8 protein-coding genes and 2 rRNA genes (1 of these 10 cut by a window edge) are annotated in these 12,609 nt (G+C 40.7%); 1 reads left to right on the top strand and 9 read right to left on the bottom strand.

Annotated elements, in window-relative coordinates; genetic code table 11:
• The 8 genes from IGI79_RS04905 to IGI79_RS04870 all read right to left on the bottom strand — a co-directional run.
• Window positions 1-948, bottom strand: a 23S ribosomal RNA gene (locus IGI79_RS04905) (it extends 1,967 nt beyond the left edge of the window).
• A 344-nt stretch (window positions 949-1,292) separates the two neighbouring features.
• Window positions 1,293-2,853 (bottom strand): 16S ribosomal RNA (locus tag IGI79_RS04900).
• Together the 16S and 23S rRNA genes form the textbook arrangement of a ribosomal RNA operon.
• A gap of 681 nt (window positions 2,854-3,534) precedes the next feature.
• Window positions 3,535-5,037: a HAMP domain-containing sensor histidine kinase gene (locus tag IGI79_RS04895; protein ID WP_438845742.1), complete on the bottom strand. Its 1,503-nt coding sequence runs from the start codon at window positions 5,035-5,037 to the stop codon at window positions 3,535-3,537.
• Entirely contained in the window at window positions 5,034-5,720 is a 687-nt protein-coding gene (locus IGI79_RS04890; protein WP_010735834.1) for a response regulator transcription factor, read from the bottom strand. The genes IGI79_RS04895 and IGI79_RS04890 overlap by 4 nt, the downstream gene beginning before the upstream one ends.
• Before the next feature lie 186 nt (window positions 5,721-5,906).
• Window positions 5,907-7,328 carry an NADP-dependent phosphogluconate dehydrogenase gene (gndA, locus tag IGI79_RS04885; RefSeq protein WP_438845741.1) on the bottom strand — a complete coding sequence of 474 codons (1,422 nt, stop codon included), beginning with the start codon at window positions 7,326-7,328 and terminating at the stop codon, window positions 5,907-5,909.
• 205 nt (window positions 7,329-7,533) lie between these two features.
• On the bottom strand, window positions 7,534-7,713 hold the full coding sequence (gene rpmF, locus IGI79_RS04880) for a 50S ribosomal protein L32 (RefSeq protein WP_010735836.1): 180 nt from the start codon (window positions 7,711-7,713) through the stop codon (window positions 7,534-7,536).
• Between the two features lie 57 nt (window positions 7,714-7,770).
• Entirely contained in the window at window positions 7,771-8,340 is a 570-nt protein-coding gene (locus tag IGI79_RS04875; protein ID WP_010735837.1) for a YceD family protein, read from the bottom strand.
• A 175-nt stretch (window positions 8,341-8,515) separates the two neighbouring features.
• A complete protein-coding gene (locus IGI79_RS04870; RefSeq protein WP_438845740.1) occupies window positions 8,516-9,481 on the bottom strand; it encodes an AEC family transporter in 966 nt (321 codons plus the stop codon).
• 259 nt (window positions 9,482-9,740) lie between these two features.
• Here IGI79_RS04870 and IGI79_RS04865 point away from each other — a divergent pair, with 259 nt between their 5' ends.
• Window positions 9,741-10,631, top strand: a complete 891-nt coding sequence (locus tag IGI79_RS04865; protein ID WP_438845739.1) for a LysR family transcriptional regulator — start codon at window positions 9,741-9,743, stop codon at window positions 10,629-10,631.
• A gap of 75 nt (window positions 10,632-10,706) precedes the next feature.
• Here IGI79_RS04865 and pyk read toward each other — a convergent pair whose 3' ends face one another.
• On the bottom strand, window positions 10,707-12,491 hold the full coding sequence (gene pyk, locus IGI79_RS04860) for a pyruvate kinase (RefSeq protein ID WP_010735840.1): 1,785 nt from the start codon (window positions 12,489-12,491) through the stop codon (window positions 10,707-10,709).
• Window positions 12,492-12,609 lie beyond the last annotated feature (118 nt).

Raw genomic sequence — 12,609 nt, 5'->3', positions numbered from 1 at the left:
ATCTGAATTCGGTAACCCGAGATGGGCCCCTAGTCCAAACAGTGCTCTACCTCCATCATTCTCAATTCCGAGGCTAGCCCTAAAGCTATTTCGGAGAGAACCAGCTATCTCCAAGTTCGTTTGGAATTTCTCCGCTACCCACACCTCATCCCCGCACTTTTCAACGTACGTGGGTTCGGTCCTCCAGTGCGTTTTACCGCACCTTCAACCTGGACATGGGTAGATCACATGGTTTCGGGTCTACGACTACATACTCAAACGCCCTATTCAGACTCGCTTTCGCTGCGGCTCCGTCTCTTCAACTTAACCTCGCATGCAATCGTAACTCGCCGGTTCATTCTACAAAAGGCACGCCATCACCCATTAACGGGCTTTGACTTGTTGTAGGCACACGGTTTCAGGTTCTATTTCACTCCCCTTCCGGGGTGCTTTTCACCTTTCCCTCACGGTACTGGTTCACTATCGGTCACTAGGGAGTATTTAGCCTTGGGAGATGGTCCTCCCGGATTCCGACGGAATTCCTCGTGTTCCGCCGTACTCAGGATCCTCCTAGGTGCCTTCCAAATTTCATCTACGGGGCTTTCACCCTCTTTGACTGACTTTTCCAAGTCATTCGACTATCTGAAAGAACTACCATATTGGAGTCCTACAACCCCAATGAGCAAGCTCATTGGTTTGGGCTTTTCCCGTTTCGCTCGCCGCTACTCAGGGAATCGAATTTTCTTTCTCTTCCTGCAGGTACTTAGATGTTTCAGTTCTCTGCGTCTACCTCGTATACGCTATGTATTCACGTATACGTAACATCCTATAAAAGATGCTGGGTTTCCCCATTCGGAAATCTCTGGATCATAGCTTACGTACAGCTCCCCAAAGCATATCGGTGTTAGTCCCGTCCTTCATCGGCTCCTAGTGCCAAGGCATCCACCGTGCGCCCTTATTCACTTAACCTTATCAACCTTACGGTTGGGTTTTGATCTTTCTTCTAGCGATAGAAGTCCAATCAAGAAAAATAAGCAATTGAACTTATTAAAAAACTCTATCCAGCACACAAATCAGCCTCTTCGACAAAAAGATCGTCCAATCCGTGAAAGCAAGCTTTCACTTCTGGTCGCCTATTTTGCTTAAGGCTAAACGATTTGTTTAGCTTTCAAATTCAACGCGGTGTTCTCGGTTTGTATTACTTACATTTTTACTTCAATATCCAGTTTTCAATGAACAAAATTTTGAGAGTAGACCTCTCAAAACTGAACAAAGTATCGACAAACGTGTGTAGTCTCCGTAATATTCCTTAGAAAGGAGGTGATCCAGCCGCACCTTCCGATACGGCTACCTTGTTACGACTTCACCCCAATCATCTATCCCACCTTAGGCGGCTGGCTCCAAAAAGGTTACCTCACCGACTTCGGGTGTTACAAACTCTCGTGGTGTGACGGGCGGTGTGTACAAGGCCCGGGAACGTATTCACCGCGGCGTGCTGATCCGCGATTACTAGCGATTCCGGCTTCATGTAGGCGAGTTGCAGCCTACAATCCGAACTGAGAGAAGCTTTAAGAGATTAGCTTAGCCTCGCGACTTCGCGACTCGTTGTACTTCCCATTGTAGCACGTGTGTAGCCCAGGTCATAAGGGGCATGATGATTTGACGTCATCCCCACCTTCCTCCGGTTTGTCACCGGCAGTCTTGCTAGAGTGCCCAACTAAATGATGGCAACTAACAATAAGGGTTGCGCTCGTTGCGGGACTTAACCCAACATCTCACGACACGAGCTGACGACAACCATGCACCACCTGTCACTTTGCCCCCGAAGGGGAAGCTCTATCTCTAGAGTGGTCAAAGGATGTCAAGACCTGGTAAGGTTCTTCGCGTTGCTTCGAATTAAACCACATGCTCCACCGCTTGTGCGGGCCCCCGTCAATTCCTTTGAGTTTCAACCTTGCGGTCGTACTCCCCAGGCGGAGTGCTTAATGCGTTAGCTGCAGCACTGAAGGGCGGAAACCCTCCAACACTTAGCACTCATCGTTTACGGCGTGGACTACCAGGGTATCTAATCCTGTTTGCTCCCCACGCTTTCGAGCCTCAGCGTCAGTTACAGACCAGAGAGCCGCCTTCGCCACTGGTGTTCCTCCATATATCTACGCATTTCACCGCTACACATGGAATTCCACTCTCCTCTTCTGCACTCAAGTCTCCCAGTTTCCAATGACCCTCCCCGGTTGAGCCGGGGGCTTTCACATCAGACTTAAGAAACCGCCTGCGCTCGCTTTACGCCCAATAAATCCGGACAACGCTTGCCACCTACGTATTACCGCGGCTGCTGGCACGTAGTTAGCCGTGGCTTTCTGGTTAGATACCGTCAAGGGGTGAACAGTTACTCTCACCCTTGTTCTTCTCTAACAACAGAGTTTTACGATCCGAAAACCTTCTTCACTCACGCGGCGTTGCTCGGTCAGACTTTCGTCCATTGCCGAAGATTCCCTACTGCTGCCTCCCGTAGGAGTTTGGGCCGTGTCTCAGTCCCAATGTGGCCGATCACCCTCTCAGGTCGGCTATGCATCGTGGCCTTGGTGAGCCGTTACCTCACCAACTAGCTAATGCACCGCGGGTCCATCCATCAGCGGCACCGTAAAGCGCCTTTCAAATTGAAACCATGCGGTTTCGATTGTTATACGGTATTAGCACCTGTTTCCAAGTGTTATCCCCTTCTGATGGGCAGGTTACCCACGTGTTACTCACCCGTTCGCCACTCCTCTTTTCCCGGTGGAGCAAGCTCCGGTGGGAAAAGAAGCGTTCGACTTGCATGTATTAGGCACGCCGCCAGCGTTCGTCCTGAGCCAGGATCAAACTCTCATAAAAAGTTAGAACAATCTTTCGATTGTTAAGCTCAATTTGTTTGCTAGCATATTGCTTGCTTGTTAAAAATGTTTGTTGTCTTGAATTGAATCAAGACGCCCTACACATTTGGTTTGTCTTACTTTGTTCAGTTTTCAAAGGTCTATTCTTTCTTATTTAACAACTTTTATATCTTAACATTTCTTTAAGATGTTGTCAACAAGTTTTTCTTTCTTAATTCAGAAAGTTCTTTGTCGTTGTTTCTCAGCGACTCAATTAATATATCATTTTAGTTGTTATCTGTCAACAACTTTTTTTGTTGATATATAAAGGTTTTTACCGCCTCGTTTTTTAACGACTTCGTTATTATAACATAGCTTTCAAACCTCGTCAACACTTAAATTCAACAATTTATCGTGACGTTTCTTTCTGCTTTGTCAGAACAAATAATAATATATCAAGGACTTAAAAAAATTGCAATAGAAAAAATGCTTTTTTGAACGAATATTTTCAAAGCCGAATATTCGTCTACAATGTTTAAAAATCAACAGTTTTTTAATGTTATTTAATTGCATTATTCTGGGATTTCACATTTAAAGTTCGTCTCTCTTTTTAGACTTACTTCATATAAGCTCTCCCTACAGATCATTATACTGGCTACACTTGCCGACAGATCCATAAAAAAAGACAAGTAAAGTAAATACTTTACTTGTCTTCTGTTCGTACGATCGGTACAAAAATCCTAAAAATCGTTCCTTGCCCAACTACACTCTCTGCTAATATTCTACCTTTGTAGCTTTCTACAAGCTGTTTGGCAATCGACAATCCTAAGCCATTTCCACCTTTTGTTCGTGCTCGCGCTTTATCTACACGATAAAAACGATTGAATATTTTCTTCAAGTCTTCTTGAGGTATCCCTTCGCCAAAATCCTGGATCGCGATCTCAAATTCGCTAAGCGTGGATGAAATCGAGATATGGACTTCTTTTCTTGTCGTTGAATACTTTACCGCATTATCCAAAATGATGATGATCAATTGCTCAAAATGATTTCTAAAAATTTGTAGTGTTACTTCTTTAGCTAAGTCATCATCCAGTGTAATGACATAATCAGGATAAAGTAATTTGAAATTATTGAATACTTGATAAGTCACTTCTTTTGCATTCGTCGTTTCGTTTGCATAATAAACATCTACTTGCTCTGCACGTGACAGATCTAGCATTTCTTGTACTAAGCTTTTCATCCGACTGATTTCTTGCATACTTGCAGTTAGGGATTCTTCTAAAATTTCGGGATCATCTTTCCCCCAGCGATTCAACAAGCTGAGATGCCCTTCAATAATTGCTACAGGTGTTCTTAATTCATGTGATACATCTTCCACAAATTGTTCTTGTTGCTCAATATATAGGCGCATACGATCCAGCATTTCATTGAAGATCTCAGCAAGGTCTGCTAACTCATCATCTGTGTCGATCTCTGGCATATGGATATCTGATTGCGGGTCTTTACGGATCGTATCCATCGTATCTCTTAATACTTTTAACGGTTTTAAGAAGTAGGAAGATAGGAAGAAACCTAAGATACTACTTAGTATCAAGGAGACGATCTCTAACACGATCAAAGTCAATAACAGATTATTTCTTATATCATAGAAAGATGAAAGTTCATAAAATGTTTGAGTATAACCGATTTTTTCTCTTGTTTGTTTAGAATAAATAGGTTGGATCGATAAAAAGCCGGTTTTCCCATCTAAAGTAACGATGGTTGGGATCTTCCTAGTCGTTTGGATCAATGAACGACTTTTTTCGTGTGTTTTGAAAATCAGTTTTTCATCTAAATCGTAAACATATAGATCCATTGATGCTTGACCGAGTTCAGAAATAAAGGAGTCGATCTTCATCAAATTACCTTCAATGACAGCTGTGTCATCTCCAGTACCACTGGTTTGGTCAGCGTTCGTTAAGTTTCGATAGGCATTGATCAATGTCAACTCCTCATCTGAATTTGACAAACGAGAAGCCGCTTCAGAAATTGTATGTTCCACATTCGCTCTTTCTTTAGCTACGATCAGATTGATCGATGATTTATAGGTGATCACTGCAAAAATCGTAAAGACGACAAATATGAAGAAAGAACTTGCAAAGGCCCACTTGATCGTCAAGGATGGACCTTTAAGTTCTCTTTTTTCGGTTTGATTGTAGTTGCTCACGAGCGCATCACGTAACCAGTCCCACGTACTGTTTGGATATAACTTTCCTCACCAGGAACGTCGATTTTATTACGTAGATAACGAATATACACATCCACTACGTTTGTTTCCACTTCGGTTTCGTAACCCCAAACTTTGTTCAATAAAACATCACGTGCAAGTACCACGTTGACATTTTCCATTAAAGTAAGTAATAGTTCATATTCACGCTTCGTTAATTCAATGACTTCATTCCCACGACGTACGACTCTATTTTCTTTTTCAATCGTTAAATCGCGATAAGTGATCGTCGTTTGTTTTGCGACATTCTTGTCTCCTTCGATGTCGATGCGGCGCAATAAAGCACGTAGACGCGCTAACAATTCTTCGATTGCAAATGGTTTGACGATGTAATCATCTGCTCCGTGATCTAAACCCGAAACTCTATCAATGACAGAATCTCTCGCAGTCATCATGATGATTGGTGTATTTTTCGCTTGGCGTACACGACGACAAACTTCAAGTCCGTTCAATTCAGGTAACATCAAGTCTAATAAAATTGCATCCCACTCATTATTCAAAGCAGCATCCAGACCTGTTCGTCCATTGTAATGTACTTCAGCATTATACCCTTCATGTTTTAATTCTAATTCGACAAATCGGGCTAAGTTTTTCTCATCTTCAATGATTAGAATATTACTCATTCAATTTTATCCTTTCTCTCCTAGGCTTCTAAACTCCATTATTATACCGATAGTTAATTTTAAAATCTATAATCATTTTATCATGGAATACTATTTTTAAAAAGAGCTGAAGTCGACCTCTATAATTTGACCTCAGCTCTTTCATTTATTACTTATTTGTTTAAACATGTAGAATAAAGAGGCTGATTAATCTTCGTTATACCATGAGTAATGGAAGATTCCTTCTTTATCAACACGCTCATACGTATGTGCACCAAAGTAATCACGTTGTGCTTGGATGATGTTTGCAGGCAAACGTTCGGCTCTGTATGAATCAAAGTAAGCAATCGCTGAAGAGAATGTCGGAACTGGTACGCCTGCTTGAACAGCTAATGCAACAACTTCTCGAACAGCTTGTTGGTATTTCTTAGTGATTTCAACAAAGTAGTCATCCAATAATAGATTTTCGATGTCAGGATTGTTATCGTAGGCATCTGTGATTTTTTGTAAGAAACGAGCACGGATGATGCAGCCGGCACGCCAGATTTTTGCGATTTCACCGAATGGCAAATCCCAGCCATAGTCTTTTGATGCAACACGTAGCTGTGCAAACCCTTGGGCATAGCTCATGATTTTACTGAAGTATAATGCTTCACGAATTTTTTCGATAAATTCTTTTTTGTCGCCATTGAATTCAAAATCATTCGAGTGTGTCAATATTTTACTTGCTTGTACACGTTCTTCTTTGTATGCAGAGATGTAACGGGCAAAGACAGACTCAGTGATCAACGGTAGTGGTACACCTAGGTCTAAAGCACTTTGACTTGTCCATTTACCTGTTCCTTTATTTCCCGCAGCATCAAGGATCACATCTACGATCGGTTGACCTGTGCCTTCATCGTCTTTGCGTGTCAAAATGTCCGCAGTGATTTCGATCAAGTAGCTATCTAATTCACCTTCGTTCCATTCTTTGAAGATATCAGCCATCTCATCAACAGATAGGCCTAAAATATTTTTCATCAAGTCGTAAGATTCAGCAATCAGTTGCATATCACCATACTCGATCCCATTGTGGACCATTTTGACATAATGACCTGCACCATTTGGACCAATGTAAGTTACACAAGGGGTGCCGTCTTCTGCTTTTGCAGAAATTTGTTCAAGGATCGGTGCAACTAATTCATACGCTTCTTTTTGTCCACCAGGCATGATCGAAGGTCCTTTCAACGCACCTTCTTCTCCACCTGAAACACCAGTCCCGATAAAGTTGATACCAGAATTAGCTAATTCTTCGTTTCGACGAATCGTATCTTGGAAGAAGGTGTTCCCGCCATCGATCAAGATATCACCTTTGTCTAAATGTGGTAATAATTCTTGGATCGTTGCATCTGTCGCTGGTCCTGCTTTGACCATCAAAAGGATGCGACGTGGTTTTTCGATTGAATCAACAAATTCTTCGATCGTGTATGTTGCTTTGAAGTTTTTGTCTGGATGTTCTTCTACCACATCTGTTGTTTTTGCTCCTGTACGGTTGAATAGTGCAACAGAGTAGCCGCGGCTTTCAATGTTAAGGGCTAGATTTTTACCCATGACGGCCATTCCGACAACGCCGATTTGTTGTTTTGACATATAAACTCCTCCTACATATGGGATGTTCTCCCTAATCTCTCTCATTATAGCTTAACATAGCTTACTTGCAAACCAAATAAGTACGAATCGATGATGTTTCTTGCTTCTTATCATTCCGAATACAATCGTTATTTCAGAATCAAAAAAATAAACCTCAAGGCTCCATGGTTAGCCTTGAGGTTTTACATTTTCTAAATAAAATGTATTAAGCTTCTTTAGACATTACGTCCTTACCATCGTAGTAACCACAACTTGCACATACGTGATGGCTTTTTTTCATTTCACCACAGTTTGGACATTCGTTCAATCCTTTGATTGTCAATTTGTAATGAGTACGACGTTTTGCTTTTTTAGCTTTCGATGTTCTTCTAGCTGGTACTGCCATTTTGCTACACCTCCTTGTAAAGTCTCGTATCAATATTTGATACAATATATTCCAATCTTACGCGTTATCATCTTCTTCTGATGCTGAATCAAAAAATTCTGATAGTTTTGCAAGACGAGGATCTACTTTTGTCTCAGCTTCTTCCGTTTTGCGTTTTTCATACTCTTCTTCGGATAGCACTTCCCAATCGTTCCCTTTCGGTAATTCAGTGGAATGCTCTTCTTCTTCTGTGAGTACACGCATCGGAATCGCCAATAAAATGTTGTCTTCGATCGACTCTGTCACATCTAGATGCGTTCCTTCGATTAAGAGGATCTCTTCTGAAGGTAACTGTACATCTCTACGTTGGTATTGCTCCATCGTCATAAACAATTCATCTACAGACAGTTTGATTGGTAATTCAACTGGTGTCAATGAACGAGTGGACGGAACAGTCAGTGTCGTCTGCGCAGTGTAATGAACGAGATAGCCTTTGTTATCTACTGAGACTAGACCTTCGACTTCCACAGGCGCAACATCTAAAATTGAATCGTCTCGCTTCATAAGAGCCTTTTTTACGTCAAGGGTCTCATGAAAAGTTAACGGTGTCTCTTGGTATTTTCTCAATTCCAATAAAGACCATTTCATAGTTTCATCACTCCTAAGCAACAAAAGCTATTATACAGGGCAAAAAGTCGGTTGTCAATGAAATTTTCTTGACACCTTACACTTCATAAAAAAACACAGAGCGTTTTTCTCATCTACGTGAGATTTATTCGCTCTGCGTTTACTTTGTCGCTAGCTATCACCGTTTGATCAGATATCAAATGTATTGGATCAATTGCATTAAAATAGGTACAACGAACACAAATAGTAAGGTACTCGTCGTGACAAGATTCGTTGCATACTTCACATCACCGTGTGCTTCATTTGCAAGGATTGGTAAGACAGCTAGCATAGGTGTAGCTGACTGTACGATCAACGTTTGTTTCAGTAGAGGGGCTAGTTCTGCACCAAAGGCATATTTACCTATTACCATGAGTCCAATCAATATAGCTGGTGCTAAGATAAATCGACCGATCAAAGCCACGATCGTATCCCGATCAAATCGAATACTTTTCAACCCTGCATCGTATAAAACAATTCCGATATAGATCAATGATAATGGCGTCACGATCCCGCCTACATAATTTAGTGTTGAATTGACAAAATCAGGTACAGGGATCTCTAACACCAAGAAGAAAAGCGCAAGAATAAAACCTAATAAAGGCGCTGGCAAAAGCTTTTTCCAATTCAGCTTCGTTTTCTTTTCTGTTCGATCTTTTGTCGGGTCATCATTAGCGATCAAAAACACACCAAATGCCCAGGTCGATACGGTATTTGTCACATAATAAATTAAAAAGTAAGGTAAAGAGGCTTCCCCAAACAGTGTAATATTAAGTGGTAAGCCAATAAATATCGTATTGGCATTCACTACTGCATTCATAAAAATCCCCCGTCTACCTGGTTGGATCTTCAGTAATTTAGTGAGTACATAAGCAATCAGATAGGAAATGATCACTGCGCCGATCGGATAAATCAGACTTCCAGATAATTCAATCAAATTACTTTTGGTTAAATTCTTCATGACTGAAACAAAAATCGAGGCGGGTAAAGCTACTTTAGTGATCAAGGAAGAGATACTTTCCCCAAAATGTTCATCGAACCACCCCAAACTTTTTAGTACATACCCTAAACCAATCATCAAGATTATACTGATTACACTTTCGATTGATTGAAAAAATACCATTTCTTCCATCTCCTTAGTAACCTTTTGGTAAAGCAATTTGTTTATAGACCTTTGCCAACACTACTCAATCATCTTCATTTAGACAAAAAGATATTCAGGTTGCTTTTTTTCTTTTTTGTTTTAAACTAAAAGACGAATCGTTTGACACTTGCCTTGCAGATTACTTATTTCTTATTAAGTGTAGTCTTTTAGGTTTGTTATAGTCAAAATTATCGATTACAATAAACATTATTTATATGTCAAGGGAGCGAATCGATTCATGAATACGAGAGATCTTGAATATTATGTTCAAATCGTCAAACAGAAAAATTTTACTAAGGTAGCTAAGTTTTTTGAAGTCAGTCAACCAACGATCACTTACGCCTTACAACGCTTGGAAAAAGAAATTGGTGCTACCCTTATTACAAGAGATCGTTCCCATCATGAATTGATCATCACTCCTGCCGGTAAGCAACTATTGATCCATGCACAGTCGGTCTTGCAAGAAATTACACTTGCTAAGGCAGAGATTGCTCAGCTACAAAAGAAAAAATTGCGCTTTGGTATGCCACCTATCATTGGCAATGAATATTTCCCAAAATTATCGAGCTATTTTATCAAGCATCAATTAATGGGTCAAATCGATATCATCGACGGAGGTTCTCGTGATCTATATGGCATGATTCATCAAGGGCGGATTGATCTTGCGATTCTTGGATCAACGCAGCCGATCGTTGATCAAAAGCTAGAAGTCGAGCCATTGTTGGATAAATGCTTCATGATCGTTGTGTCCCCTTCACACCCTCTAGCAGATCGTACAAGCGTTTCTTTTAAGGAGCTAGTCAACGATCAATTTGTTTTATTAAATGAACACTACGTCCACCCTGCTGCGTTTACGAAGCTTTCTAAGCAAACGCATATCGTACCTAAGATCGTTTACCAAAGTAATGATCTAACTATTTTGAAAAGCATGATCCGAGAAAATATCGGGATTGGCTTTTTAACCGAGATCGCGATCCATCCTGAAGATAATCTTGTAGCTATTCCTTTAGCAGATACTGCTCAACCGCAGTTTTTGATTTCATTAGCCACTCGCGCACAACAGTTACCAACGGTTTTACATGAAAACGTGATCGAAGTCATCCATGAATTTATGAAAACACAAAAATGACTTGCTCAAACAAAATACAGGATAAAAAAAGAGTGCTGAGATTTCTCTCAACACTCTTTTTGATTTTGATTTCAATTAGATTGCTGTTGTTTCTCCGCGATAAACGATACCACGGCGAGCGTCAACAGTGATCAATTCACCATCTTTGATTGTTGAAGTTGCATCTTTCGCACCAACGATTACAGGAATATCTTGTGCAATTCCCACAACTGCTGCATGTGAAGTCAAACCGCCTTCTTCAACAACTACTGCTGCTGCTTTTTCGATTGCAGGCATGAATTCTTTGTCAGTTGAAGGAACAACTAATACCATACCATCTTTTGCTTTTTTGATTGCTTCTGCTGCTGATGAAGCAACTACAGCGTTCGCTACAACAGATTGTTGACCGATTCCTTGTGCTTCAAGCAATTTTGAACCAATCATTTGAATCTTCATTACGTTTGTTGTTCCACGTTCACCAACTGGTACACCAGCAGTGATCAAGATCAAGTCACCTTCTGAAGCGAAACCTAATTCGACTGCTTTTTTCGCAGCTAATTCAAACATTTCGTCTGTTGTTGTTGGTTTTTCTGCAACTGTTGGATATACACCCCAGTTAAGCATCAAACCACGTTTTGTGCGTTCGTCAAATGTAACAGCTAAGATATCAGCATCTGGGCGGTATTTAGAGATCATTTTTGCTGTGTAACCAGATTCAGTTGCAGCAACGATTGTTTTTACGCCTAAGTTTTTCGCAGCACGTGCCACTGATAAACCGATTGTTTCTGTTACATCAGTTTTGTCAAATTCATTTAATTGGAATGAACCTAATTCTGCTAATGCTAATTCAGCTTGTTGGTCGATACGAGCCATTGTTGCAACAGCTTCAACAGGATAGTCACCATTTGCTGATTCACCTGATAACATTGTTGCGTCTGTTCCGTCAAATACTGCATTGGCAACGTCAGATGCTTCCGCACGTGTTGGACGTGGGTTTTCTTGCATTGATTCTAACATTTGTGTTGCAGTGATTACTGGGATACCCGCAGCGTTACATTTTTTGATGATACGTTTTTGAACCATTGGTACTAATTCAGCAGGAATCTCAACACCCATGTCTCCACGAGCAATCATGATACCATCAGAAACTTTGATGATTTCATCAATGTTGTCGATACCTTCTTGAGATTCGATTTTAGGGAAGATTTGAACATGTGTCATGTCTTTTTCTTCTAAAATTTCACGAATATCTAATACGTCTTGTGCTTTACGAACAAAACTTGCAGCGATGAAGTCGATGTCGTTATCTAGTCCGAAGCGGATATCGTCTGCATCTTTTGGTGTAATACCTGGTAAGCTGATTGAAACGCCTGGTGCGTTAACACCTTTACGTGATCCTAGCATACCTGCATTTTTCACTTCTACTACTAATTCACGCGTTGCTTCATCTTTTTCAATGATTTCCATGTCGATCAAACCATCATCGAATAAGATATGTCCACCTACATGAACGTCTTCAAAAAGACCTGGATAAGTTACTGCGATTTTTTCTTTTGAACCTACATGTTCAGGGTCCATTGAGATGCGTGTTTTGTCGCCAACTTCAAATTTGATGTAGCCTGCACGGCCAAAATCTTCTTCAGTTGTGCCTTGAACTGTTGTACGGATTTCTGCACCTTTTGTATCTAAAAGGATGCCGACATCTTTACCAGTTTTCTTCACTGCTTCGCGAACCATTACCATACGTGATAATTGTTCTTCATGGTCACCATGTGAAAAGTTGAAGCGGAAGACATTTGCTCCAGATTCAATCAATTTAGAAATAGTTTCTACTGAATTACTGGCTGGTCCTAATGTACTAACGATTTTCGTTTTTTTCATTTTACAAAACTCTCCCATTCAAATTGTTTATTTAAAGCCATTCAAAGCTTAAATATCTGTTAGATATTGGGAAGACCTGCTTCCCACTCCCATATATATCTATTGATTTATCTGACTA

Source organism: Enterococcus sp. AZ084 (genome assembly GCF_051714905.1).
Taxonomy (GTDB): Bacteria; Bacillota; Bacilli; order Lactobacillales; family Enterococcaceae; genus Enterococcus_B; species Enterococcus_B pernyi.
Note: the sequence above shows the minus strand (reverse complement) of the source record. Positions and strands in the feature narration are given on the sequence as shown.

Excerpts from the sequence above, each read along its gene's own strand:
- IGI79_RS04875 (WP_010735837.1), bottom strand. The coding sequence starts at position 8,340 with ATGAAATGGTCTTTATTGGAATTGAGAAAATACCAAGAGACACCGTTA.
- IGI79_RS04870 (WP_438845740.1), bottom strand. The coding sequence starts at position 9,481 with ATGGTATTTTTTCAATCAATCGAAAGTGTAATCAGTATAATCTTGATG.
- gndA (WP_438845741.1), bottom strand. The coding sequence starts at position 7,328 with ATGTCAAAACAACAAATCGGCGTTGTCGGAATGGCCGTCATGGGTAAA.
- rpmF (WP_010735836.1), bottom strand. The coding sequence starts at position 7,713 with ATGGCAGTACCAGCTAGAAGAACATCGAAAGCTAAAAAAGCAAAACGT.
- pyk (WP_010735840.1), bottom strand. The coding sequence starts at position 12,491 with ATGAAAAAAACGAAAATCGTTAGTACATTAGGACCAGCCAGTAATTCA.
- IGI79_RS04865 (WP_438845739.1), top strand. The coding sequence starts at position 9,741 with ATGAATACGAGAGATCTTGAATATTATGTTCAAATCGTCAAACAGAAA.
- IGI79_RS04890 (WP_010735834.1), bottom strand. The coding sequence starts at position 5,720 with ATGAGTAATATTCTAATCATTGAAGATGAGAAAAACTTAGCCCGATTT.